The following is a 24,807-nucleotide window of genomic DNA, read 5'->3' on the forward strand; positions in this document are numbered from 1 at the left end:
AATTCGTCACGGAATTCGTCACACTGTCGAGTGATTGCAGGCGAGTTGGGGGCCTATTTGATCACGAACATCAGGAGTTGGACAAACGCTCAGAAGTTTTCGACCGGTGCGATCTGACTTTTTTTCCATTGATCCTTCAAGTACGGTGCATGCATCCGAAAATCATGACAATTCGGTCATTGGGCCATCAACTGCACTCTAAGCGCATCGAACCTCTATCTCCCCATTTATTGTGTTTCGTTGAAGAAATCGGATATACGTGGCATGGCGCTTCAGATTTGATCTTCCCTCCGGTACGCTTCACGCTCGTTGCCTCCGATGCTGGCGCTCTAGACGCTGAATCCCCTGGTAGGAGTAGCCCCCGATGACCCGCACACTGCGCTGTCGCGCCCTCACTCTCGGCGCCGCAGTCGCTCTCACCCTTACCGCCTGTGGTGGGAACAGCGACTCTCCTGGCGCGTCGGCCAACAGCAAGGGCTTGGAGAAGTCCGTCATCAAGGTCGGCGCGTTGCCGGTTCCCGATGCTGTATCGCTCTATATCGCCAACGCCAAGGGCTTTTTCAAGGAAGAGGGCCTGACGGTCCAGCCGATCGCCATCGCCGGCGGCGCGCTGGCCATCCCGCAGGTCAAGAGCGGTCAGCTGGACATCTCTATGACCAACTATGTCTCGACGTTCTTGGCCGCCAGCAAGGGTGACCAGCTCAAACTGGTCGCGGACAGTTACCAGGCCGGTCCGAACACCTTCAACATCATGGTTCCGAAGGATTCGCCGCTCAAAACGGTCGCTGACCTAAAGGGAAAGACCGTCCTGGTCAACACTCTCAAGAACATTTCCACACTGGCCGTGACGACGCAGTTAAAGGTAGCCGGCCTGACCGAGGACGACGTCAAGTTCGCCGAGAAGCCGCTCCCCGACATGGGCAACGCGCTCACCAGCGGCCAGGGTGACGCCTGCTTGAGCACCGAGCCGTTCATCACCGCCAATCAGAGCAAGCTGGGCTTCCGCAAGCTGGCCGACACCATGACGGGCGAGATGGAGAACCTGCCGATCGCGGGCTGGATGGCCACCGACGGGTGGGTGCAGAAGAACCCGAAGACGCTGGCCGCCTTCCAACGGGCGATCGCCAAGGCTCAGAGTCTCGCATCGAGTAACCGCAAGGAAATCGAAGCGATGCTGCCCAAGTACACGAAGATCGACGCGAAGACCGCTTCGGTCATCACCTTGGGCACCTATCCGAGCGAGCTGAGCGCCACCCGGCTGCAAAAAGTGGCCGATCTCATGCTCGACTACAAGTACCTCACCAGTCCTTTCGACGTGAAGTCGATCATCGTGGCATCATCGAGCTGATGACCCCTGCACGGCTGCTCCGCGGCGTCGTGGGCGCCGCGGGCTTTTTCGCCGTCGGAGAGCTGGTCATCCGGTTCGGGCTGAGCCGCGACCTGGTCTTCCCGCCGCCCTCGGCCATTCTGTACGAGGCGATGCTCCTCCTGGCCGACGGAGACTTCCTGCTGGGAGCGCTCACGACGCTCACCAATTGGGCGATCGGCCTGCTCATCGCGGTGGTGGTGGCCGTCCCGGCGGGCGTCCTGCTCGGCGCGCTGACCCCGATGGAGCGCGCTGTGCGGCCGCTGCTCGAGTTCCTGCGGCCCATCCCCTCCGTCGCGATCATCCCGCTGGCGATCCTGCTGATCCCGGTGGACGAGCTGATGAAAGTCTCCGTCATCGTGTACGCGTCCGTCTGGCCGATACTGATCAACACGTTGTACGGCATGCACGACGTCGACCCGCTGGCCAAGGAATCGCTGCGCAGCTTCGGATTCGGGAGGCTGGCCGTGCTCGGCAGGGTGAGCCTGCCCAGCGCCGCGCCCTTCGTCGCCACCGGCATCCGGATCGCCGCCGGGATCGCGCTGATCATCGCCGTCAGTGCCGAGGTGCTCGCCGGAGGCGCCGCGGGCCTGGGAGTCTTCGTGATCCAGGCGGGAAGCGGGAACAGGACCGACCTCATCATGGCGGCTACATTCTGGGCTGGCGCATTCGGCCTGCTGGCCAACGTGGCGTTACAGGCGGCGGAGCGCCGCCTGTTCCGCTGGCACCGGGTGCGGACGGGGGCGCTGTCGTGAAGGCGCTCGCCAGGTCCTGGGTGATCCTCGTCGTCATCGTCTTCTGGGAGCTCGTCGCGCGGCGGCTCGAGGACACGGACTTCCCGCCGCCCACAACGATCGTCTCCCGCATGTACGAGCTGTGGTTCTCCGGCCCGGCCGCACGACTGTTCCTCACAGACGACGCGTTGGCCAACATCCTGCCCAGCCTGGGACGCATGTTCTCCGGGTGGATCCTGGCCTCGCTCATCGGAGTGGTGCTGGGAGTGCTCCTGGGGCGCTCGCGGGTGGCGGCCGACTACGTGAACGCGCTGATCGAGTTCGGCCGCGCCATTCCGCCACCGTTGCTGCTGCCGCTGTTCCTCGTGTTGTTCCAGACGGGCCTGCAGATGCAGCTCGCCGCGATCGTGTCCGGTGTGATCTGGCCGGTGCTGCTCAACTCGATGGACGGGGCCAGGTCGGTGGACCGGACCTACACCGAGACCGCCACGGTCTTCGGGCTGTCGAGGGCGCAGCGCCTGGGCCGGATCGTCATCCCCGCCGCCTCGCCCAAGATCTTCGCGGGCCTGCGGTTGAGCCTGTCGCTCGCGCTGATCCTCATGGTGATCTCTGAACTGTTCGGCAGCACGGACGGCATCGGCTACCAACTGCTGCAGGCACAGCGCAGCTTCGACACACCCGCGGTGTGGGCGACGATCGCCCTGCTGGGGGTGCTCGGCTTCATCGTGAACGCGCTTTTCGTGGTCGCGGAGCGCCGGCTGCTGGTCTGGCACAGGCAGGCCACCCAAACGCCATGACCTCTCTGGAACCTTTTGGAAGGACACATGTCACACTCTGACAGCCTCCTCTGGAGATCCGTTTCCGAAATTTCGCGGTTCTCAGCTTTGCTGACCATGGCGGAGCTGGGCATCGCCGACCAGCTGGCGGACGGGCCGCTCGACACCGAGGAACTGGCCAAGAGGTGCGGGGCGCACGCCCCCTCGCTCCGCCGGGTCCTGCGTGAGCTGGCGAGCATAGGGGTCATCCGCACGGTCGGTGCTGACGGCTACGACCTGACCGACACGGGCACCGCGCTCCGTTCCGACGTCCCCGGCTCGATCCGCTCCTCGATCCGCGCGATTGGCGAGGAAGGCTTCTGGTACGCGATGGGCAAGCTGCCGGACACGGTCCGCGAGGGCAGCTCAGCATTCGTCGCAAAGTATGGGCATGTGTACGATTATCTGGCGAAAAATCCTGATGCGGGCCGCATATTCGACGACTACATGGCCGCCAGGGCGATCACGCTCACGGACGGTCTGGTCAAGCAATACGATTTCATGGGCGTCGAGACCATGGTGGACGTCGCCGGGGGCAGGGGCCACATCATGGCCACGGTCCTGCACGCCAATCCGGGCATGCGCGGCATCCTCTTCGATCTCGACCAGGTGGTGGCCCGGGCCAGGGACCTGCTGGCCACCGAGGGCCTGGCCGATCGCTACGAGGTCGTGGCCGGCGACTTCTTCGCCTCGGTTCCGGCGGGCGCGGACGCCTATCTACTGGCGAGCATCCTGCACAACTGGGACGACGGCGATGCCCTAAGGATTCTGCGCAATGTCCGCCGCGCGATGAACCCCGGCGGCCGGGTGCTGGTGCTGGAGGTGGCACTGCCCGACGACGAGGCGCCGCATCTGGGCAAGGATCTCGACCTACGCATGCTGGCCATCTTCAACGGCGGCCTCGAGCGTAGCCGGGAGGAGTACGCGACGCTGTTCGAGCAGGCCGGCCTGGAGCTGGCGGAGGTCGTCGAGCTGGGCGCGGGAGCGAGCCTCCTTGAGGCCAGGCCCGTCTGAGGCAGACGTCCTGAGCGGATCCGCGGTCGTTCGCCGTCAGATATGACCAGCCGCCCGATATGACCATCGGGCGGTGACGCCGAGGGCGGTAACGCCTGGGGTGGTGACGCCGCGGGCGGGCGAGCCGCCCGCGGCGCTACCGGATCACTGGACGGTGATCTTGTCCACTTCGACGGTGACCCCCTTGACCTGCGGGGTTGATGTGGCCGTGGTCACGTTGCCGACGCCCGGGCTGACCCCCTTGATCTTCATCGAGTAGGTCAGGGCACCCCCGGGCGCGCCGGGTGTGCTCGTGACCACGAGGTCCTGGGTGGGCGGCCCGGAGATCTGGTCGCCCGCCGTACCCTCATCGTTCTCCGCGCCCACGGTCAGTCCCGCGCCCGCGGGGGCGTCGCCCGGCAGGTTGCCCGGGTCGTAGGCGTAGCTGATGTCCTCCACGCCGTTGAGCCCGATCCACTGCTGGAACACCTTGAGGCTGCTCGTACCGAAGGTGTGGACCCGCCATTCCAGCACCAGCCAGCGGCTGACGCCGTCGGTCAGCGTCCCGGCGAAGATGCCGGGGGCGCCGGTGCCGTCGAGGTCGGTCCAGTAGGAGGCGAGCACGGCGTTCGGCCGCGCCGGGTCGGGCAGCGTCTGCGGGAGGAAGGCGATGTCGTCGGCGCCGTTGGTGCCGCCGGCGACGCTGTAGCCGTTGGAGACCACGCCGATCCTGGTGTAGGTCTTACCGGCGAAGGTGAAGGCGGGCACCGTGAAGTTCAGCGCCTGCTCGTCCCCGATCGGCGTCGGTGTGATGCCGAAGGCGTCCAACGGAAGATATCCGGCAGGACCCGCACCCGGCGCGATGGTCGGCTTGTCGGGCTGGCGGCCGGCCAGTGTCGCCTTGGCCGTCGCGATCTGGGTGCCGATCTTGGTGGCCCCGGTCACGCTGTTCAGCCGCAGGCGCGCGTCGAGTGTGCTCAGCGCGGTCACCTCGGCGCTGGACAGGCTGTTGTTCTGCACGGTGACCGTGCAGGTGGACTCACCGGTGTTCCTCGGGATGGTGGCCGGCGCGCAGGTCTGGTCGACCGGCACGATGCCTTCCTGACGGAAGAAGGCCACCGGCAGGTGCAGCGCCCGCGAGCCGCCGACCTGCTTGAGGTTCACCTGACCGAAGTACTGCCCGTCGGGAAGGTCCGGCGCGGTGATGACCACCGTCAGCTTCGTGCTCTTGCCCGGTGCGACGGTGAAGCGCGCCGGCAGCACCGTGATGTTGGCGCCGCTGACGGTCGTGGCCGAGGCGGAGAAGGTGAGCGACTTGCTGGTGGTGTTCGTGACCGTGCGCTTGGCGGTGATGAGGCCGGGCATGGTCGGCGCGTTCACCGAGGGCAGGTTGAGGTCGATCCGGTTGAGCGGGTCGGTGGCCGAGGCGATGAAGTTGGCCGCGCTCTCGTCCAGGGTCAGTCCGGGGTCGCCGGCCTTGGTCAGGTCGATGCGCCCGCCGCCCATGTCGAACGGGTCCGCGGGGGTGACGCGGTCCTGCTTGGTGACCGCGGTCTTGGCCGTGGTCTCCAGGGCCGACTTCACCTGTCCCGGTGTCCAGGTCGGGTGCAGGGCGAACACGAGGGCGGCCGAGCCAGTCACGTGCGGCGCCGACATGGACGTGCCCTGGATGACCTGGTACAGGTTGCCGGGCGGCCCTTCCAGCGGTGACTCGGGAGTCGGGGTCATGCCCGCCAGGATGTGCAGGCCGGGCCCGGTGACGTCGGGCTTGAGGAAGTCCCCGCCGGGACCACGCGAGGAGAAGTAGGTCATCACGTCGCCCTGCCAGCTGGCCTTGACCCCCTGGGTGAACGACGCCGTCGCGCCAGGATGCGCGGACAGGAAGCTCATGAGTACGTCGGTCTCGGGCTTGTTGACGTGCACCGACGGGACCCAGTGGGCGTCGGTGAAGACGTCGAACGGGAAGGCGTTGTAGAGGATCATCCCCGCGGCGCCGCCCTGCCTGACGTTGAAGCTCTTCAGCACCCGGTTCGGGCCGCGCTCGCAGGCGACGATCTTCCCGGTGAAGATCCCGGCGGGCGCCGGGGTGTCACACAAGGAGTTGGAGTACGGCGGAGCGGACGCCAGCACCACCGGAAGCGGCGAGGCGAGCCCCGAGGTGACGGACGCGCCCTTGATCGTGGCCGTCGCGCCACCGCCGGACAGCGTGATCGTGGACTGGAACGTTCTGGTCTGCGTGGACGCGGCCACCGTGGTCACCCACGGGCTGCGGTGGTCGGTGGTGTTGGCGTCGGGCCCCGAGTTGCCCGCCGACGCCGAGACCAGCACGCCCGCCGCGTACGCGTCGAGGAAGGCCAGCTCGACCGGGTCGCTGTAGGGGTCGGAGCCACCGGAGATCGAGAAGTTGATGACCCGGACGCCGTCCAGGATGGCACGTGCCACCGCCTGCGCCGAGTCGGACGGGAAGCAGCCCTCCGCGCCGCACACCTTGTAGACCGAGACCTCGGCGGCGGGTGCGATGCCGTGGATCGGGCCGCGGCTGATCCCCAGCGGGTTCGCGTCGGCCACCGGGCCGCCGGCCGACGTGGTGGCGGTGTGGGTGCCGTGCCCGTTGGAGTCACGGGCGCTGTCGGGGTAGACCTCGCCACCGAAGACCGCGTTGTAGGTCTCCAGGAACGGCTGCCCGCCGATCAGCTTGTTGTTGCAGGTGAAGGGGTCGTTGGCCGGGGTCAGCGGGTTGTCGCCGAAGTCGCAGACCCGGGGCGTGCCGTCCTTGGTCGGACCCGGCGCGGGCAGGCCGGTCGGGGCGGCGAACTGGGGGTGCTCGGGCCAGGCGCCGGAGTCCAGCACGCCCACGATCACGCCCTTGCCCGAGGAGTTGCTGCCGCCGAGCTGGTTGTAGATGGTGTTGGCGCCGATGAACTCCGGGCTGGAGTCGGTGAGGAGCTGCTGGGGCTTGTCCTCCTGTACGGCGACCGCGCCGGGCAGCTTCAGCACCTCGGCCGCCTTGTTACCCGGGATCCGGAGTGCGATGCCGCCATAGACGGTCCTGACCCGCTGGCCCACCACGGCCCCCGGAACCTTGCCGGCCAGCTGGTCCAGGAACGCCTTCTCCACGCTCTCGATGTGCTGGCCGTACTTCTTGACCTCGGCGCTCCTGGTGTCGAGCGCCTTGCCGGTGACGGCGGGACTGGTGCCCGGCAGACCGGGCAGCCCGCCCCGATAGGCGGCGAGCGAGTCGTAGTCCAGCTTGACCATGATGTTGATCGGCGCCGGCGAAGTGGTCCGCAACAGCGCCTGGTCACTCTTGGCGAGCTTGCCCGTCGGGGACTTGGCGCCCTCGACCAGCTGGGCGCCGGTGACGGGGGTGGCCTGCCACTTCCCGTTCGCGGGAGAGGGTGTGGGGGTGGCCCGCGCCGCTGCCGGGCTCATCACCGCCACCATGCTCAGGCCGATGACCACCGACGCGAGCCGCCGCGCACGGGATAAGCGGGGACTGGATAACACAAGATCCTCCTCGTCGAGGCTGCATGGACTCACCACGCGCCAAGGAGGCGTCAGGTCACCCCGCGTCGAGGCACACCGGAGAGATCACTGAACCCTCCCCGGTGGGTGACAAGCCGTATGAGCCGCCCGGTGGGGCGGCTCGGTACCGACCGGAGTGTAACCAGCGATCACGCGGCCGAGAACCCCACCGAGTTGCCATAATCCGGCGGGCAATTTGGCTATTCGTACGGCTCGGCCGGCTGATCGATCTTCGCCACGTCGGTGGCGGCCATGTCAGGGATCACGTACCCGTGTTTTCTTCCTGCCTCTAGCTTCGGTCCCGTTCTGATGCGAAGATCGTCAGAGATATCGGCACAGACCGAAATCTCTAGGTCATCACCCCCTTCCTCGCATCGGAGGACCTGTGCGGTCTCGCAAGATGATGATTGCCGCCCTTTCGCTGGTGGCATTCGTAGTCCCGTTCGCCCCTCTCCAGCCGGCTTCGGCTGGTCGGCAATCACCCGCATTCGATCCCCTCCCTCCTCCCCCCGGCGACTCGATCTCGCTGGACGCCCAGAATGCGGCCGACGAGTTAGCGAAGCTCGTGGAGGCCTCGCCGGGTTCCTACACCGGCGTGCGGGTCGTGGGGCAAGATGCCGTGACCGTCACGCTGCCGTCCGGCGCTGATTTCAAGCAGCGCGCCGATACCCTGCGCAGCCGAACGCGATCAGTATCGGGCGAGACCGTATCCGTATCGGTGGAACAGGTCCCCCGCAGCCTGGCCGACGTGGAGGCCACCAAGGCGCAGATCGTCGAGCTGATCACGGCCGGCGCCTACAAGAACCAGGTATTCGGAGTGGGCATCGACCCGATCAAGGCGACCGCCGTGGTCTACGCCTCAGGAGACTCCGACACTGCCAGGACCGAACTCAAACAGCGCTTCGGCGACGCGATCACCTTCCGCCGCCAGGACGCGGTCACGCGACCCAACACCCGTTCGCGGGACACGGCCCCGCACTATGGCGGTGCGGGGATCCGCATGTTCAACGAGGCCCGCAGCGCCGCCATCGGCGTCTGCTCGACCGCCTTCGCAGTCGCCAAGCAGGGGGTCACCCACATGCTGACGGCCGCGCACTGCTTCCCGTCGGAGACCGACTACCCCAGGGCCTGGGCGTCGTCCTTCCTCTGGCCGGCGCCCGACACCACCTATTACCACGGCGCCATGGTCACCACCACGATACGCGGCATCCCCGGCTATATAACCGATGGGACCCAGGACCAGTACGGCGACTTCAGCCTGCTGCAGGGAGGCGGCGGCTACCTCCCCCGCGTGTACAACTGCGCCAAGAACGCCGACCCCTGCACCTCGCTGGTGGTCGGCGCGGCCGACTACGGCACCCCACCCAACGGCACCGCCGTCTGCACCAGTGGAGTCATGTCAGGCCAGACATGCCGGCAGTACGTGACCGACGGCTCCTACGCCGGATGGATGGGCGAGAACGACTACTTCGTGTTCGTCAATCATTGGGCGATCACCAACTCCGACCAGAACGGAGACGGCACCTACGACTGCGCCGGCGCCGAGCAGGGCGATTCCGGCGGCGCCGTCTACCGATCCATGGCCGGCGGCAAGGTGGTCGCGATGGGCATCATCAGCGCCGGTGGTCCCCGCTCGAACGGTGTGTGCTACAGCATGTACTCCAAACTGTCCGGTATTCGGGCGTGGGACTCGAGCGTGAGCGTCCTGACGGATTAGCGCGACACGCCCGGAGGTCGGGAGCCTTCAGTGACACATCATCCGTGATGTCCACATAAGCGACAAACTGGAACAATCACTGTTTTGTGTTATTTCAGTGGTGATGTTCCCGTCTCCTGGTCGGAGCATCGGAGTTCCGGATCGGGGTGATGGATGTACGCGCGGTCGACGTACGAGGTCGAAACGGTGCTGGCGGCCGGGGCGGGCGATCGCGGCGCGGTCGACGAGCTGGTCAGGAGCCATCTGCGGCTCGTGTACAACATCGTCGGCCGTGCCATGAACGGCCACCCGGACGTGGACGACGTCGTGCAGGAGACGATGGCCAGAGTCGTGACCGGGGTGTCCGGGCTGCGCGACCCCAGGAGCTTCCGATCTTGGCTGGTCGCCATCGCCTTGAACCAGGTGCGGGAGTGGCGGCGGGCCACCACTGCCGCCACCACCAACACCGCCGCCCTCGACGAGGCGCTGGGCCTGGCGGACGCCAGTGCCGACTTCGCCGGTCTCACCGTCACCCGGCTCGGCCTGTCCGGGCAGCGCAAGGAGACGGTGGAGGCCAGTCGCTGGCTCGACGCCGACGACCGCGAGGTGCTCGCGCTGTGGTGGCTGGAGGCCGCGAAGGAGCTCACCCGGGCGGAGTTGGCCGCCGGCCTGGACCTGAAGGAGAGACACGCGGCCGTCCGCGTGCAGCGGGTCAAGCGGCGGCTGGAGTCGGCCCGCGCGGTGGTGCGGGCCCTCTCGGCCCGTCCCCTTTGCGTTGGGCTGGCGTACGTGGCCGATGGCTGGACGGGCACGCCGTCACCCCTGTGGCGCAAGCGGCTGTCGCGGCACGTACGCGAGTGCCGGACCTGTGCGGATCGTCTGTCAGACCTGGTTCCGGCCGACCGGCTGCTGGCGGGGCTGGGCCTGGTGGCCGTCCCGGCGGGGTTCGCGGTGGGTCTGCTGGAGATGGCGCGGACGGCAGCCGTACCGGCGCTGAAGGGCGGCCTGCTCGCCATGGGCCCAGCCATGGGCCCACTCAAGGGCAAGGTGGCGGCGGGCGCGGCGGGTTCCTCGCTGGCGGCCAAGCCCGTCGTGATCGCGGCGGTCAGCACCGCGCTGATCGCCGGTGGTGCGGTGATCGTCCAGAACCTCCAGCCCGAGCCGCCGCCGCGCGGGCAGGCCGCGCCGGTGATCGCCACCTCTGTCTCCGCCTCCTCCCCGCGCCCCTTGCGGAAGCCGACGCCGAAGCCGACGCCGAAGCCGACGCCGACGCCGACGCGGAGCCGTCCGGCGGGCCTGTACGGGCGCACCGTCGACACGGTGGACCAGGCGCCGCCCAAGGCCCGGCGTCCCGCCCCGCTGCCCCGGCGCGCCGCGGGCACGCTGGCCATCGGTGGGAAACACGGCTACTCAAGGTATGGCGGCGCCCCCCAGATGACGCACCGGGGTGACTACATCACCATCACCGGCAAAGGCTACGTTGAGGTCCGCTGGGGCATCCTCTACCGCAGCCGGATCGGCGACTTCCGGGCCGCCACCTGGACCGGGCTGAAGGGCAGACTGTTCCACGTCGCGTCTGGCGGTGGGCGGCGGATGGACGACGAGCAGGCGCCGGGCGTCACCTGGATGGGCGCTCCCGAGACCGGCTTCGTACGGCTGCCCTCCGGTCAGCAGCAGATGTGGCAGAACGAGTTCTACTACCTGGACGGCCAGGTCACCATCCACAACAACGAGAGCGGCACGGACGTCGACCTCAACGTGGCGCCCCGGACCTGGAGCGAGGTCTGGCGGGACATCTCCACCGGGCTCGACCCCGCCAGGGGAATCGTCCGTTACGGCCTGACCCGCGACACCGGTGACGACCGCGCCCCCGTCCCGCAGTACGTCACCAGGGCGCGGCCCGCCAACCCCGCGACGGTCCCTCAGCGCAGCCGGGTCTCACTCTGAAAATTTCTGTTATCACCGGACAGGCGGCTCCGTCTCCTGTGACAAGAGTGACCCCTGGGAAAGGACTTCCATGACCACGCAGCCCTCCCGCCGGAGCCTGCTGAAGGCGGCCGTGACCGTGGGCGCGGGCGCCGCCGTACTCCCCGCCCTGCCCGCCGGCGCCTCGGCCACGGCGCTCAGGCACCCCGGCATGCTGCACACGCAGCCGGATTTCGACCGGATGCGGGCCCAGGTGAACGCCGGAGCCCAGCCGTGGAAGGCGGGCTGGGACAAGCTGGTGGCCAACAGCCGCTCCAAGAGCACCTGGAAGGCTCGCCCGGTGGAGACGGTCGTCAGAGGTGGCACGGGGGCGAACCACGTGCAGCTCGCCATCGACGTGGCCGCCGCCTACCAGAACGCGCTGCGCTGGAAGATCAGCGGCGACAAGGCCCACGGCGACGCCGCCCGCGACATCCTCAACGCCTGGTCGGCCGCGCTGAAGGCGGTGACGGGCAACGCCGACCGTTTCCTCGCGGCGGGCATCCAGGGCTGGCAACTGGCCAACGTCGGCGAGATCATGCGCGGCTACCCGGGTTTCGACCTCGACCGCTTCAAGAAGATGATGCTCACCGTCTTCTACCCGCTGAACGACCGGTTCCTGCGGGGGCACAACGACGCCTGCATCACCAACTACTGGGCCAACTGGGACCTGTGCGCCATGGCCTCCATCCTGGCCATCGGCATTCTCTGCGACGACCAGGCCAAGGTCGACCAGGCCGTGGAGTACTTCAAGCACGGCAAGGGCAACGGCGCCATCATGAACGCGGTGCCGTTCCTCCACGCCGGCGGCCTCGGCCAGTGGCAGGAGAGCGGCCGCGACCAGGGCCATGCCAGCTTTGGCATCGGGCTGATGGGCGTGCTGTGCGAGATGGCCTGGAACCAGGGCATCGACCTGTACGGCTACGCCGACGACCGGTTCATGAAGGGCGCCCAGTATGTCGCCAAGTACAACCTCGGCGAGAGCGTGCCGTTCACCACGTACAAGTGGGGGACCGGACGGAACTGCGCACCCCGTGAGCAGACGGAGGTCTCCGCGGCGGGACGCGGCATGAACGACCCGGTCTGGGCGCTGCTCTACAACCACTACGGGGTCCGCCGCGGGCTGCCGGTGCCCCACATCGAGGCGTACGTCAAGCGGCTCGCCCCCGAAGGGGGAGGCGGGGACTACGGCGGCAGCAAGTGGGACAACCTCGGCTTCGGCACGCTGACCTTCACCCGGGCCACGGCCGCGGGCGGGGGCGGGTTGCTGCCGACGGGCGTCTCGCGGGCCTTCCAGTCGGTCAATCATCCGAAGGCGTACATCCAGGCCGCGGGCGCCGTGGGCCGCATCGGGGCGACCGCGCTCGCGCTGCGCATCGTGCCCGGCCTGTCCGACGCCAAGGGATACTCCTTCGTCGACTCCGAGGGCCGATACCTGCGGCACAAGGACTTCCTGGTCCGATTCGACACCAACGACGGCACCGCGCTGTTCAAGCGCGACGCGACCTTCCACGCTCGCCAGGGCACGGTGGACGGGTCGGTGCGGCTGGAGTCGGCCAACTACCCCGGTCGGTTCGTCCGCCACCGCGACGACGTCCTCCGCTTGGACAAGGCAGAGGACACGACGCTGTTCCGCGGAGACAGCTCCTTCAAGCCGACCGCCTGACCCGAGTGCCGGGCGGCGGCGGTGTGAGCGCGCCGCCCGGGCACCTTTCGTCAGATCTCGCAGTTGAGCTCGGTGTCGCCTCTGTCGGAGTCGCACGTGTCGGTGCCGCCGTCGGCGCTGATGGTGTCGTTGCCGCCGATCCCGTCGACGGTGTTGATGACGTCGTCGCCGTTGCCGCCCCGGATCTCGTTGGCCGCGGCGTTGCCGGTGATCCGGTCGGCGCCCGCGCCGCCGAACACCCGCTCCACGTCGCCGCCGACGTTGTCGCCCTCGCCGGCCGTGCCGTCGTTGGCCACCCCGTCCAGGGTGATGGTCTGGGCGGCGCCCCGGTTGTTGTAGGCCGCCAGGTCCGATCCGGGACCGCCGGAGAAGCTGTCCCGGCCGTCGATCCCGTCGGCCTGGTAGATGTCGTCACCGCTGTTGCCGAACGCGGTGTCGTCGCCCAGGCCGCCGGAGAGGGTGTCGCCGGCGCTGCCGCCCCTGAGGGTGTCCCGGCCGGCCTCGCCGAACTGCTGCGTGGTCACCGCGGAGTTGTTGGTGATGGTGTCGTCCAGGTCGCCGGCGAAGATCCGGATGACGATGACGCCCTGGCACCGTACCTGGCTGGCCGTGACCTGCGCGCAGGCGCCGCCGTCGGCGCGGACCACGTCGCCGGTGTCGGAGACCAGTACGTTGCCGGAGGCGTCGGTGGAGACGGTGATGTTGTTCACCTTGCCCTGGGCCGCCACCACTTGGAGGTTGTTGCCGAAGAGGGCCGCCAAGGTGTCCGCGCGGGACGGTAAGGCGAAGGCCGCTTGGACACCGGCCATGGTCGCGACCAACGCCAGGATGGACAGAATCTTTCTCATGTGTGGTGCACACCTCTCTGAAGGGGATGTGCCGCAATTAGAGGGTATGCGTGCCGTCTCGGGACAGGTAAAAGGGCGCATATTCTTTATGGCCCGGATCATTATACGTATCGCCTGGTGGCGGAGCCGCGCGGTGGATATCCGTCCCGACGATGGAACTGAATGGAACGGAATGGAACGCCGTAACCGGGAGGCGTTCGCCGTCGAATATCGCGCCGATTCCCATGCAAGATCATGTGCATTTGAGTCATACTCTGCTGCATATGGGGCGACGGAGGGCGGCGGATACATGAGGCGGCTGCGCGGCTGGTGGCTCCTGGTGATCGCGGCGACGGCGAGCGCGGTGGTCTCACTCCTGGCGTCGTCCATGCCCGCGCTGGTCGGCTCCCTGCTGGTGGGGGCGGTCAGCGGCGGGGCCGCGGTCCTCACCGTACGAGCCGAGCGCGCGATCGACCGGAACGCGGCCACGCGGCCGCAGCTCTACACCGGCGAACGCCGAAAGCCGCCCCTGGTGCGCGACATCGAAGACCCGCTCAGCATCGGGGTCCACCTGGCGCCCCCACTGACCGGGCCCGACGGCACGATCGACCGATGCCCGCCGTACACCCGCCGCGACCGGAGCGACGACCTGGAGCGGGCGCTGGCCGTGAGTAGGTTCGTCCTGGTCGTGGGCGAGTCGACGGCCGGCAAGTCCAGAGCCGCCTACGAGGCGATGCGCGCGTGCCTGCCGGACCATACGTTCATCCGCCCGGTGGGCAAGCCGGACCTGCCGCAGGCCCTGGACCTGGCGCGGCGCCGGAGCAAGAGCGTCATCTGGTTGGACGACCTGGACCTGTACCTGGGCGTGGACGGCCTGATGGCGGAGATGATCAGCCCACTGATCGCCGCGCCGGACCGTCATTGCGTGGTCCTGGCCACGATGAGATCGCACGAGCGGGCTCGCTACAGCCCTCGGGCGAGCTCGGGTCTGAGCGACAGCGACCGGCAGGCGCATCGGTTGGCGGGAGCCGTGCTGAAGCAGGCGCTGGAGATCCGGATCGAGCGCCTGTGGTCGCCGGACGAGCGGCGGGCGGCGGCCGACGTCGACGATCACCGGATCCGCCAGGCGCTCGAGCATGGCGAACAGTACGGCGTGAGCCAGTATCTGGCCGCCGGCCCGCAGCTGTTCCAGGAATGGCTGGACGCTCAGGGCTCCTGGCCGGAGGGCCGCCCGCGCGGTGCCGCGCTGGTGAGCGCGGCGGTCGATGTACGGCGGGCTGGGGTGCAACGGCCGGTGCCGCTGTCGTTGCTGCGCGAGTTACACGAGGGCTACCTGCGGCCCGGTGTTCGCCCGGAATCGTGGGAGCAGGCGCTGGACTGGGCGACGCAACCGCTGCACTCGACCAGCAGCCTGCTGGTTCCGGCCGAGGATGAGCAGTATGTGGCGTTCGACTATTTGGCCGACGCCCTGGACGAGGCCCAAGGCCTGACCGGGGTGCCGGGGCAGACCTGGGAGGCCGTCGTCTCCTTCGTCACCGCGAGTGATGTTGTGGAGGTCGGCTGGTCGGCATATTTCCGGAACCGTACGGATATCGCCGAGCGCGCCCTTCACCAGGCGTTCGACGCGGGGCTTCTCGAGGCGGCGCTGGACTTCTCCCACATGATGAGTTCAGCCGGCCGCGACGAGGACGTGGTGAGCTGCCTGGAACAGGCCCTGGCCAGGGCGTCCGAGAGCGGAGCCCCGCCGGAGGAGGTGATCGAACTCCGACGTCAGGTGGCCTGGTGGGTCGGGGCGCGCTATCACGCGAGCGGAGATCCCGCCCGGGCGCTCGACCTCGCGCGGGCGGCGGTGGAAGAGAGCGAACGCCTCCTGGGCGCGGAACACGCGCAGACGTTGGCGTGCCGTCTGACGCTGGCCCGCCAGGTCGGCGCGGTGGGCCGTACGGAAGAGGCGCTCGCGCTGGCGGAGGAGCTCGTCGAGGTCGGTACGCGGGTGCACGGGGCCGACAGCGGCATCGTGCACGGTGGGCGCTTCGAGGTCGCGGTCTGGACCCGGTGGGGCGGGAACCCCCGCCGGGCGGTCGAGCTCTGGCAGGAGCTCGCCGCCGACAAGGTCGCGATCGGTGACGGCGAGATCGCCGACAGCCTGGACAACATCGAGGCCACCCTTGAGGAGATCGGCGACCCGAGGCTCGACGCGGATGCCGTCGCCTGGCTCGACGAGCTGGGTGAGCGTGGGCTCCAGGAGGGGACGCTGGATGGCTGGGGCGCCATGGCGCTGTTCACCAATCTGGCCTGGTGGGTGGGCGGCCGGATGGACGGGGCGGGAGACCATGAGCGGGCCAGAGAGATCGCCGAATGGGCCCTGGAGGTGGGCCGGAGCGTGTTCGGCGCCGGTGACGCGCATGTCCTCGCGGGTGAGGTCATCCTCGCGCACCAGCTCGGCAGGCTCGGCGACCCCGAGGCCGCGGTGCGGCGCTGCGCGCGAGTGGCCGAGGACGTGGCCCGGATCTATGGCGAGACCCATCTCCTCACCGGCTTCGCGCGATCCGTGGTGAGCCGGTGGAGCCCGCGGGACTCAGCGGGATGAGATGACGCGGGATGAGGCGACGATGTCCGAGAGCCACGCTTTCTCCGGTTCGAGCATGGATTCCGCGGACAAGCCGGTCTCCGCCTCCACCTCGGCGATGTTGGCCCGCACCTGAGCCGCCTCGCTGTCGGCCAGGTGGTCGAAGATGGTCAGGGACCGCCGCCAGGTCTCGACGGCCAGCACCGGGCAGCCGGTCGCCGCCAGGGCTTGGCCCAGGATGTGCAGGGTGCGGGCCTCGGTGTTGCAGTCGCCGATCTCACGGCTGCGGTCGAGCGAGCGGAAGCACCAGCGGATCGTCTCCTCGTGGTCGCCCAGCGCGGCGTACGTGATGCACATGTCGGTCAGCGCGATGCCCTCACCCCAGAGATTGTCGATCGCGCGGAAGGCGGCGAGCGCGGACAGATGGTGCTGGAGCGCCGTACGCGGCTGGCCGAGAGCCAGCAGCGCCCGGCCGAGCCCGGCCGAGGCGATGGCCTGCCCCCAGTGATAGCCGAGGTCGGTGAAGATGGCCAGCGCCTCCCGGTGGCACACGACGGCCACCTCCGCCGCGTCCAGATCCCGATGCACCAGGCCGAGCGTGTTCAGCGCGTTGCCCTGGCCCCACCGGTCGCCGAGATCACGCTGGAGCGCCAGCGCGATCTCGGCGTGCGGAAGCGCGTCCTTGAACTGCCGGCGGTCCCAGTGAGCCAGCGCGAGGCTGGTACGGATCGTGGCTTCGGCGTGCGCGTCGCCCAGCAGCAGCGCGGCCTCCAGGCCGATCTCGTTGCTGGAGATCCAGGCGTCCCAGTGCTTGCGCAGGTTGAAGAAGCTCCACAGCGCGCACGGCAGCTGCCATGCCACGCCGTACTGGCCGAGTGTGAAGGCCCGCTGTACGGCGGCCATGAGGTTGGCGTGCTCGGTCTGGAGCCAGCACAGCGCGGCGTCGTAGCCGGAGAAGGTGTACGGCTCGCACGACGGCTCCAGCGGCGGGAGCGGGAGGCCCTGATGCTGGGGGTTGAGCACCTGGTCGGCCTGGTCGACGGTGTGGAGGTACCACGACAGCAGGCGCTTGATCGCGGCCAGCCGGTCAGCGTCGGACTCCTCCGCCTCGACCCGTTCGCCGGCGTAGACGCGCATCAGGTCGTGCATGCGATACCGCTCGACACCGCCCGTCTCCAGCAGGCACCGGTCGGTCAGGATCTCGGCCAGCCGCCGTGCCTCGGCGGGCGGGACCCCGATCAGCGCCGCGGCGGCGCCGACCCCGAACTCCGTACCGCTGTGCAGCCCGAGCAGCCGGAACGCCCGCGCGGCCCGCGGATCGAGCGCCTGGTACGACCACGAGAACACCGCCCGCAGGCTCATGTGCGGATCGTCGTCCACGTCGAGCAGGTCGAGGCGGGACCGCTCGTCGCGCAACTGGGCGACCAGGTCCGCCAGCCGCGCGCCGGACCGCCGGGTCACGTGCTCGGCGCTGATCGCCAGCGCCAGCGGAAGGTGGGCGCACAGCCGGGCCAGCTCGGCCGCGGCCTCGGCCTCGGCGGCCACCCGCCCGGCGCCGAGGATCTTGCCCAGGAGCGTGTGCGACTCCGCCTCAGGCAACCTGCGCAGGAAGACGTGCCGCGCGTCATCGTGTACGGCCAGCCCGGCCAGGCGGGTGCGGCTGGTCACCAGCACCAGGCAGTCAGACCCGGGCAGCAGAGGCCGTACCTGGGCGGTGTCGCGGGCATTGTCCAGCAGCACCAGCACCCGCCGCCCGGCCAGCGTGCTGCGCAGCAGCGCGGAGCGGGCCTCGACCGCCGTGGGGATCTGGTCGGCGGGTACGTTCAGGGACCGCAGCATCATCTCCAGTGCGGTGGCGGGCGCCATCGGCTCGCCGGGGCCGAACCCGCGCAGGTCGATGTGCAGCTGCCCGTCGGGGAAGCGCTCCCGCACCTGATGGGCCCAGTGCACGGCCAGCGCGGTCTTGCCGACCCCGCCCGCGCCACCGATCGCCGCGATGACGATGGGCCGGTGCTCTCCCTCTTCCGGAAGTAAGTCGTACAGCCTCGCCAGGTCCGTGTGGCGGCCGGTGAACCGGGCGAGGTCGGACGGCAGCTGACGCGGCACCGGGGCCGGGGGATAGGTCGCGGGCTCGGCGGGCGCCGGCTCCGTCGTCGTCAGGGGAAGGCCGTTCAGCACGGCCTGCTGGAGACGCCGCAGCTCGCTGCCCGGATCGATGCCTAGCTCCTCGCGCAGCAGGGCGGCGACGTGGCGGTAGACCTCAAGCGCCTCGGCCCGGCGCTCGGCGAGATGGAGGGCCAGCACCAGTTGTTCCCACAGCCGCTCGCGCAGCGGGTGCTCGGCGGTGGCGGCCTTGAGGTCCGCGATGATCTCCTCGTGGCGGCCGGTCCGCAGCCCGAGGTCGAACCAGCGCTCCAGCAGCCGCATCCGCTCCTCTCCCAGCCGGGGCACCTCATCGCGGTGCAGCGACTCCGACGCCACGTCGACCAGCACCGGGCCCCGCCACAACCCGAGCGCCTCGCGCAGCAGACCGGACTCTTCCGCCTGGTCGCCCGCCGTGGCCGCCCGCGTCGCCTGTCCGGCGAGCTCGCGGAACCGCTCGACGTCGAGGGTGTCGGCGTCGGCCCGCAGGAGGTATCCAGCCCCCATGGTCTCGATCAGCGGCCGCCCGTCGGCGCCGTCGTCCAGTGCCCGGCGCAGCCTGGTCATCTGGGTGTGCAGGGCTGCGCGCGCCTGCCTGGGCACGTCGTCGCCCCACACGTACTCGATGAGTTTGTCGGGCGGTACGTGGTGGTTGGCGTTCACCAGTAGCGTCGCCAGCGCGATGCGCTGCTTGGCCGCCGAGAGTCGCACCGGCCGGCCGCCCCGTGTTATCTCCAATGGTCCCAGCACACTGAACCGGATCCCCGTACCCGTTTCCATCCGTGGACCTTTCCGCGATCTCCCGTCGGTGTGCGCGCCATCCCCAATGACACGATCACCTGTTCGCACTCTCCACCATGCAGCAAGGAAGGACGCTTTCCGCGCGTACCGGAATACATCCTGTCCGGAGTTCTACTTCCTAGCCATCCTTAATACGGCGGCCGCGCGCTGGGGCGACAGGTTGCCGAAAGGATGACGTCAGCCTTTTGACAGGGCCGCTGTTTAGCGTGATGACGACAAGGGGTCAGGAATTTCGCTTAGACCAGGGGGAGAAACATGCAGAAAAGACATCTCGGGGTGGCTGCGGTGTCGGCCATTCTACTCGCCGGTGCCGTTGTGTCCGCGCCGAGCGCGTCGGCGGCGCCCGCGCCCGCGACGGCACGTCCGGCGGGGGCCGCAGCGGTGGCAGCGGCGGCGGCCCGTCCGGCGGTGGCTGGGACGGCGGCGCGTCCGGCGGTGGCCGCGGCCGATCCCATTGACTGCGGCGGATGGTGGCACTTCACGGGCAACGACCCGAAGTCCGCCCGTATGGTCCGCTGGGGCGGCACCAACGGACGCCCGCAGTTCAATCTCATGTACGGCAAGATCCAGGGCATCCAGCACGGCTGGGCCCAGCTGTCCGGCGCCAAGCAGGGCGACTGGGTCACCCTTGACGTGACCAGCGACGGGGGCCGTACCTGGGGCTACTGCGGTCCGTTCGAGGCCCGTTGGGACGGGGACATCGTGATCACTCCCGCCGCGCGCACCTCGAGCGACCCGAACCTGCAGTTCCGCGCCTGCGGGGCACCGAGGGGCGTGCCCGGTAGCCGGGCCATCTGCACCGCCCCCTGGTGACAGGGACCGCGTCCTGGCCACCGCATCGCACCCATCGGCCAGGACGCGGTCCTCGGCGGCTGAGCCGGTGCGGCCCTCGTTGGCCGCGCCGCAGGGGCCTCGGCGGCGGCCCTGGACGGGGACACCGCACGCGGTCCTCGGCGAGCAAGACCCGAGTCTGACTGGGGCGGTCAGATTTGGGTCTTGCTCGCCGGAAGACCTCCGATCTACGCTCCAGACTACTCGTTAGTTAACCTTCCTAATCGAGTCCAACCATGCCGGATTCAGCGGGACAGGATTCGTCGACTACGACAACATCTGCCGCATCTACGGCCCCGAGAAGGAGTCGCTCGGCGTGCTGGCCATCGAGATCGAACTTCTCCAGCCCGCAACCGGATGAGCCACGGGCCGAAGCCCCACATTGCGACGATGGCCCGCGCGGTGCGCAGGTCATCGTTTGCGTGGCAAACAAGATCTATTGTCAGGAGATGTCCGCTCCGAAGGGGGAAACTCAAAAGCCCCGATCCTCGGCCGAGGGGGCAATGACACCACCTGGGTGCAGGGGAAGGCGGCGACCGCTGATCTCGTTCAGGGACAGCCGTACGAACACCGGTTCGGCCATCGCGACCCAGGGCGCTCCGACGATGCGCTCCAGACGACGGACCTGTCCAGGGTCGGTGACCACTTCGGCCCGGCCAGTCAGTACGACGCTCCAGCCCACGTGCAAGGCCGACTCCGTGTCGTCGGCTTCGAAGATGAGCGGCACACCGTGTTCGATGGCATCCAGCTTGCCGCCCTTCTCGGTTCTGAACGCGATGCCGTCGTCGTCCAGCACGAAATTGACGGGCACGATCTCCAGGGCATCGGTGCCGGGTGCCGTCCAGGCGATACGCCCGACGGCGACCGTTGACAGCAGCGCCAGGCAGGCATCACGGTCCAGGACCTGGATGTGGCCGGTGGCTTGCGATCGCTTGTCCTGCTGCTCCATGCACGCAGCCTCTCACGTGACTCGTCAGCCGCACGTCAGGCTTCGCCGCTCCTCCGGGCACTTCGGAGGGGTTGCGCGTGGTGGGCGTCATTTGTGTGATGGGGAAGTGAAGAGACTGCCGCGCATGCGGCCGCGAGCCGCAGAGGGCCGATGGTGTCGGTGGTGCCGGAGGCCTCCTCGAACAGGGACATCAGCGGGGTCGCTGCGGGAAGCGCTATGTCGGCACCCCAGCGCCGATCGAAAAGCCACGCGTTGTCAGGATCGTTGATGCGGGCGAGGACCCAGCCAACGACCTTGGTTGTCTGTGAGCATGCCCATGTTGGGCAGGCAAGAGTGCTTTCTAGTCGATCGTGGCCACGTCCGGGGTCGGGCCCTCCTCGGTGAGAGAACTGCGTCTGCCAAGGTCGAAGAGGGTGCGTCTGAGGTCGACGACGGCGTGATCCAGCCCGCCGATGGCGCGAGTGATTCGCGTTCTGGCCTGGGCATCGTCGGTCAGAGTGAGGGCGGCGTGCAGGTCCAGGCTGACGATGAAGATCTGATTGACCATGATGTCGTGCAGGTCGGAGGCGATGCGGTGGTCGTCTTCGACAGGGTTCTGCGGTGCCTGAAAGGGGGCGTTCACGTGGCCGGCAAGGCCGGCTTCACGCAGATGGGTCTGACCGAAATCGTTGCCGTGCATGGCGGCGTTCCTCGCTGCGCCAACCGGCTCGCCGTCCCGCCGACCGGAAAGGTTTCCGGGCGGCCGGTCCAGTGGTCGCCGACGCTGGTGGGCGATCGTGAAGCGATAACCATGACCGCGACGGTGCCCGTCGTCCGCCGTGGACTCCACACGCCCCGGCCGTCGGGGACGACGATGGGATGGCCTGCACTGCCGTGGACTGGTGGATGCCGCCGGGGGTTGGGGCAACGCCTGGTCCCGGACCCGGCAGAAGGCGGCCCGGCTGGTGTGTCGTGCTCCTCCTGATCTGACCCTACGCCCCTTGCGGTCCCAAAAGCACGCGCTGGGCGGTGCAACCTGATGGTGGCTCACGGGCGAGGAGCGAAGCGCCTGCCTTCTCGCGACAGGGCAGAGGGTCCCACCCCGCGCCGCCGAACGCCCCTCGCGGTCGTGCCGGCTGAGGTCTTTCGCCTCTGGCGGCCAGGCGCGCCCGGCTGGAGGCTTCCGGTAAGGGGATCGCCCACAGGGCGTCCACCAGCCGGGTTGACGAGGATGTCTTGTCGATCCTGCCGGACCCGGCGATCTCCGCTGGAGAGCGAACGGAGCTGACCATGAACGGCTGGACCATCCCTGCGATCATCGTGGCCGTGCTGCTGCTGGTGTTGGCGCTGGCGGTGCGGATCGTCAAGCAGTACGAGCAGGGCGTGCTTTTCCGCCTGGGCCGGGTGCAAGGAGTACGCGAACCAGGCCTACGGTTGATCATCCCAATCGTGGATGTGCTGCGCCGGGTGTCGATGCGGATCGTCACGATGCCGATCCAGTCCCAGGGCATCATCACCCGCGACAACGTTAGTGTCGATGTGTCCGCGGTCGCCTACTTCAAGGTGGTCGATGCGATCAAGTCGGTCGTGGCGATCGAGAACGTCCGCGCGGCCATCGACCAGATCGCCCAGACCACGCTGCGTAAGGTCGTCGGCCAGCACACCCTGGATGAGACGCTGTCGGAGACCGACCGGATCAACCTGGACATCCGCCAGATCCTCGATGTCACCACTGTCGAATGGGGGGTGGAGGTGACCTTGGTGGAGCTGAAGGACATCCAGCTCCCCGACAGCATGAAGCGCGCCATGGCCCGCCAGGCCGAGGCCGAGCGGGAGAAGCGCGCCAAGATCATCAACGCGGAGGGCGAGCATCTGGCCGCCGCCGCGCTGGGCGAGGCCTCCGACATCATGATGGCCCACCCGCTGGCGTTGCAGTTGCGCAACCTGCAGAGCCTGGTCGAGATCGGCGTGGACAAGAACAGCACCGTCGTCTTCCCCGCCCCGCTGATGACCACCATCGCCGAACTCGGCGCCTTCCTTGCCCGTGAGCAGAAGGCCGCCGCCCAACCCGTCCCCGCAAAGGACGCCGTCGTACCGGTCGAGGTTCCTGCGGGCAACGGCATCGTAGAGATCGCCTGAGCGGGGGCGGATGAACGCACTGCGGCTGTCGACTCCGCGGCATGAGTTCGCACGGCCTGCGGTGGCACTACCAGTGTCTCAACACCGCGTCACTGAACGCGCTGGTCGACGCATGTATGCCGGACCGTCGCAGAGATCGAGACGGTCGTGTGACGAGACAGCCGGGGATCCTAGGAGAAGAGCTCGCGGCTCCGCCTCGGCCAACTCCCGCCGCACATCAGCCGCGTCCCGCCGCGCCTTCGGTCGAGTTCGACGGCGATGGACCAGTTCCGCTGGATGGTCCCGGCGCCGAGGAAGGCGTCCTCGTTCGCGTACATGGTGATGTTTCCCCATTGCGCGCCGCAAATGTAGTCGAGGCGGCGGGCCAGTTTGGGGTTCTGATGATGGGCTCCGGCGCGCCCGGCTTGAGGCTCCCGACGAGGGTCAGGTAGATCGCGATCCGGTACACGAGCGCGACGCCGAGCGTGACGGCCGGAACCATGGGCGCTTGCAACAGGGAGCCGGTGCTGTCGCTCACGAGATCCGGAGCGGCAGGCTCAATTCCGTATATATCGGGAAATGATGAGCGGCGTGAGGTGAGCAAGCCCGTAGCCGCAGAGAAGAGTGCACTGAAGATCGCCAGAAAGAGCAGCGAGAAGGCTGAGTACCCGGCCCAGAGCCAGATCAGCGCCCGCACGCGGAAGCCGCTGTCCAGGTAGGCAGCGCCGCAAAGGTAACGGGTCACATTGCCCATGCGAGACGTTCTCGCATTCGAGGTCAGCGTGTGCAGGGAATCCGTTCCGGAGCTGTTGAGCATCGTGGCCGCCTCCCGCTCATTCGTGCGTGGCGGTGAGCCTATAGTGGGCGAATATCTCAAGAGTGGCTCGTTATCAAATAGTCTTCTTTCGGTAATGCGAGCGGCCGTCGACACGACGAATCAGCAATAAAGCATTTGTCCTGGTTTTTCGTGATTAATTAGGGAGAGGTGCATTGGTGGATGAATCGGGCTCCGGCCGCCTTTGTGGGCGATGCGGGGCCGACGCCGGGAACCTCGACCGGTGTCCGAGGTGTGGAGCGGCCCTCGCGGAGCCACCGGCGCGGGCGGACGGTGGGGAATGGGACCCCTGGGATCGGCCGCGCCCCTGGACGTCGCTGGTCTTCCTCGGCCTGATCCTGCCGGCGCTCGCCCTCGGGCTGGTCTGGTGGCTCGCCTCCGGTCTCCCCTGGCCCTCCGGTGAAGGAGACACCCAGGCGCGGCAGGACGAGGTGCCCGTGCTCACCGATGCCACCGATGCCACCGGCGCGACCTCAGCACCGGCGACCGACACCGGAGCGCCGGCGGCCGACACCGACCAGGCCGCCCGGCAGGCCACCGGTCTGGATGATCTGCTGACCAACAGCCACTCGACCCGCGCCAGCCTGTCGGGGGCCATCGCCCGCGCGAGCAAATGCGAGCGGAGCGGCGTGAACGCCATCCAGAACATCACCGTCAACCGGCGCGACCAGCTGACCCTGGCCCAGGCGCTCGACCTGACCGCCCTGCCGGAGGGACCGGCGCTCAAGGAGTCCCTCGTGGCCGCGCTCCACGCCTCCTACTCCGCCGACGCCGCCTTCCTCACCTGGGGACGGCGCCACCTGGCTAAGGGCTGCACCGGACCCATCGCCCAGGATCCCGACTACCAGCGCGGACTCGACAAATCGGGCGACGCCCAGACGGCGAAGGCCCGATTCGTCGAGGCGTGGCGCCCCATCGCGGAGACCTACGGCCTGACCCACTGGAAGGCCGACGACATCTAAAGGGGCTGAGCTCCCGAAGCCCGGCGCCCGCATC

17 protein-coding genes are annotated in these 24,807 nt (G+C 68.4%); 11 read left to right on the forward strand and 6 right to left on the reverse strand.

Annotated elements, in window-relative coordinates; all coding sequences use genetic code 11:
- Nucleotides 1-364: 364 nt before the first annotated feature.
- The 4 genes from ACIBO2_RS02945 (at nucleotide 365) to ACIBO2_RS02960 (ending at nucleotide 3,929) form a co-directional block, all read left to right on the forward strand.
- Complete coding sequence (locus tag ACIBO2_RS02945; RefSeq protein WP_358536181.1) at nucleotides 365-1,348, forward strand: ABC transporter substrate-binding protein; 984 nt, start codon at nucleotides 365-367, stop codon at nucleotides 1,346-1,348.
- Nucleotides 1,348-2,121 carry an ABC transporter permease subunit gene (locus ACIBO2_RS02950; protein ID WP_358536183.1) on the forward strand — a complete coding sequence of 258 codons (774 nt, stop codon included), beginning with the start codon at nucleotides 1,348-1,350 and terminating at the stop codon, nucleotides 2,119-2,121. The genes ACIBO2_RS02945 and ACIBO2_RS02950 overlap by 1 nt, the downstream gene beginning before the upstream one ends.
- Nucleotides 2,118-2,897 carry an ABC transporter permease gene (locus ACIBO2_RS02955; protein WP_358536185.1) on the forward strand — a complete coding sequence of 260 codons (780 nt, stop codon included), beginning with the start codon at nucleotides 2,118-2,120 and terminating at the stop codon, nucleotides 2,895-2,897. The genes ACIBO2_RS02950 and ACIBO2_RS02955 overlap by 4 nt, the downstream gene beginning before the upstream one ends.
- 96 nt (nucleotides 2,898-2,993) lie before the next feature.
- Nucleotides 2,994-3,929, forward strand: a complete 936-nt coding sequence (locus tag ACIBO2_RS02960; RefSeq protein ID WP_358536187.1) for a methyltransferase — start codon at nucleotides 2,994-2,996, stop codon at nucleotides 3,927-3,929.
- A 144-nt stretch (nucleotides 3,930-4,073) separates the two neighbouring features.
- Here ACIBO2_RS02960 and ACIBO2_RS02965 read toward each other — a convergent pair whose 3' ends face one another.
- Nucleotides 4,074-7,415 (reverse strand): S8 family serine peptidase, encoded by a 3,342-nt coding sequence (locus tag ACIBO2_RS02965; RefSeq protein ID WP_397295034.1) that lies wholly within the window; start codon nucleotides 7,413-7,415, stop codon nucleotides 4,074-4,076.
- A 736-nt stretch (nucleotides 7,416-8,151) separates the two neighbouring features.
- On the opposite strand from ACIBO2_RS02965, the gene ACIBO2_RS02970 reads away from it, so the two are divergent.
- The 3 genes from ACIBO2_RS02970 (at nucleotide 8,152) to ACIBO2_RS02980 (ending at nucleotide 12,760) form a co-directional block, all read left to right on the forward strand.
- Nucleotides 8,152-9,150: a hypothetical protein gene (locus tag ACIBO2_RS02970; RefSeq protein WP_358536191.1), complete on the forward strand. Its 999-nt coding sequence runs from the start codon at nucleotides 8,152-8,154 to the stop codon at nucleotides 9,148-9,150.
- A gap of 153 nt (nucleotides 9,151-9,303) precedes the next feature.
- Entirely contained in the window at nucleotides 9,304-11,076 is a 1,773-nt protein-coding gene (locus tag ACIBO2_RS02975; protein ID WP_397295036.1) for an RNA polymerase sigma factor, read from the forward strand.
- Nucleotides 11,077-11,146: 70 nt separating this feature from the next.
- Nucleotides 11,147-12,760, forward strand: a complete 1,614-nt coding sequence (locus ACIBO2_RS02980; RefSeq protein WP_358536195.1) for an AbfB domain-containing protein — start codon at nucleotides 11,147-11,149, stop codon at nucleotides 12,758-12,760.
- A gap of 50 nt (nucleotides 12,761-12,810) precedes the next feature.
- Here ACIBO2_RS02980 and ACIBO2_RS02985 read toward each other — a convergent pair whose 3' ends face one another.
- Nucleotides 12,811-13,608 carry a calcium-binding protein gene (locus tag ACIBO2_RS02985; protein ID WP_397295038.1) on the reverse strand — a complete coding sequence of 266 codons (798 nt, stop codon included), beginning with the start codon at nucleotides 13,606-13,608 and terminating at the stop codon, nucleotides 12,811-12,813.
- A gap of 289 nt (nucleotides 13,609-13,897) precedes the next feature.
- On the opposite strand from ACIBO2_RS02985, the gene ACIBO2_RS02990 reads away from it, so the two are divergent.
- A complete protein-coding gene (locus ACIBO2_RS02990; protein ID WP_397295040.1) occupies nucleotides 13,898-16,177 on the forward strand; it encodes a hypothetical protein in 2,280 nt (759 codons plus the stop codon).
- Here the strand turns inward: ACIBO2_RS02990 and ACIBO2_RS02995 are convergent.
- Entirely contained in the window at nucleotides 16,166-19,036 is a 2,871-nt protein-coding gene (locus ACIBO2_RS02995) for a BTAD domain-containing putative transcriptional regulator (protein WP_397295042.1), read from the reverse strand. The two genes, ACIBO2_RS02990 and ACIBO2_RS02995, sit on opposite strands and share 12 nt — an antisense overlap.
- Nucleotides 19,037-19,384: 348 nt before the next feature.
- Between ACIBO2_RS02995 and ACIBO2_RS03000 the strand changes: the two genes are divergently transcribed.
- A complete protein-coding gene (locus ACIBO2_RS03000; RefSeq protein WP_397295044.1) occupies nucleotides 19,385-19,912 on the forward strand; it encodes a hypothetical protein in 528 nt (175 codons plus the stop codon).
- Between the two features lie 490 nt (nucleotides 19,913-20,402).
- Here the strand turns inward: ACIBO2_RS03000 and ACIBO2_RS03005 are convergent, their stop codons facing one another.
- Nucleotides 20,403-20,879 carry a pyridoxamine 5'-phosphate oxidase family protein gene (locus ACIBO2_RS03005; protein WP_358536205.1) on the reverse strand — a complete coding sequence of 159 codons (477 nt, stop codon included), beginning with the start codon at nucleotides 20,877-20,879 and terminating at the stop codon, nucleotides 20,403-20,405.
- A gap of 340 nt (nucleotides 20,880-21,219) precedes the next feature.
- A complete protein-coding gene (locus ACIBO2_RS03010; RefSeq protein ID WP_397295046.1) occupies nucleotides 21,220-21,558 on the reverse strand; it encodes a histidine kinase dimerization/phosphoacceptor domain-containing protein in 339 nt (112 codons plus the stop codon).
- A 536-nt stretch (nucleotides 21,559-22,094) separates the two neighbouring features.
- On the opposite strand from ACIBO2_RS03010, the gene ACIBO2_RS03015 reads away from it, so the two are divergent.
- Complete coding sequence (locus ACIBO2_RS03015; RefSeq protein ID WP_358536209.1) at nucleotides 22,095-22,997, forward strand: slipin family protein; 903 nt, start codon at nucleotides 22,095-22,097, stop codon at nucleotides 22,995-22,997.
- 217 nt (nucleotides 22,998-23,214) lie between these two features.
- On the opposite strand, the gene ACIBO2_RS03020 is transcribed toward ACIBO2_RS03015, so the two are convergent.
- A complete protein-coding gene (locus ACIBO2_RS03020; RefSeq protein WP_358536211.1) occupies nucleotides 23,215-23,793 on the reverse strand; it encodes a hypothetical protein in 579 nt (192 codons plus the stop codon).
- 176 nt (nucleotides 23,794-23,969) lie between these two features.
- Between ACIBO2_RS03020 and ACIBO2_RS03025 the strand changes: the two genes are divergently transcribed.
- Nucleotides 23,970-24,773: a hypothetical protein gene (locus ACIBO2_RS03025; protein WP_397295049.1), complete on the forward strand. Its 804-nt coding sequence runs from the start codon at nucleotides 23,970-23,972 to the stop codon at nucleotides 24,771-24,773.
- Nucleotides 24,774-24,807 lie beyond the last annotated feature (34 nt).

The organism is Nonomuraea sp. NPDC050022, from assembly GCF_044460705.1.
In the GTDB taxonomy this organism is placed as follows: domain Bacteria; phylum Actinomycetota; class Actinomycetes; order Streptosporangiales; family Streptosporangiaceae; genus Nonomuraea.

Excerpts from the sequence above, each read along its gene's own strand:
- ACIBO2_RS02980 (WP_358536195.1), top strand. The coding sequence starts at position 11,147 with ATGACCACGCAGCCCTCCCGCCGGAGCCTGCTGAAGGCGGCCGTGACC.
- ACIBO2_RS03020 (WP_358536211.1), bottom strand. The coding sequence starts at position 23,793 with ATGCTCAACAGCTCCGGAACGGATTCCCTGCACACGCTGACCTCGAAT.
- ACIBO2_RS03005 (WP_358536205.1), bottom strand. The coding sequence starts at position 20,879 with ATGGAGCAGCAGGACAAGCGATCGCAAGCCACCGGCCACATCCAGGTC.
- ACIBO2_RS02960 (WP_358536187.1), top strand. The coding sequence starts at position 2,994 with ATGGCGGAGCTGGGCATCGCCGACCAGCTGGCGGACGGGCCGCTCGAC.
- ACIBO2_RS02985 (WP_397295038.1), bottom strand. The coding sequence starts at position 13,608 with ATGAGAAAGATTCTGTCCATCCTGGCGTTGGTCGCGACCATGGCCGGT.
- ACIBO2_RS02975 (WP_397295036.1), top strand. The coding sequence starts at position 9,304 with ATGTACGCGCGGTCGACGTACGAGGTCGAAACGGTGCTGGCGGCCGGG.
- ACIBO2_RS02990 (WP_397295040.1), top strand. The coding sequence starts at position 13,898 with ATGAGGCGGCTGCGCGGCTGGTGGCTCCTGGTGATCGCGGCGACGGCG.
- ACIBO2_RS02945 (WP_358536181.1), top strand. The coding sequence starts at position 365 with ATGACCCGCACACTGCGCTGTCGCGCCCTCACTCTCGGCGCCGCAGTC.
- ACIBO2_RS03010 (WP_397295046.1), bottom strand. The coding sequence starts at position 21,558 with ATGCACGGCAACGATTTCGGTCAGACCCATCTGCGTGAAGCCGGCCTT.
- ACIBO2_RS02950 (WP_358536183.1), top strand. The coding sequence starts at position 1,348 with ATGACCCCTGCACGGCTGCTCCGCGGCGTCGTGGGCGCCGCGGGCTTT.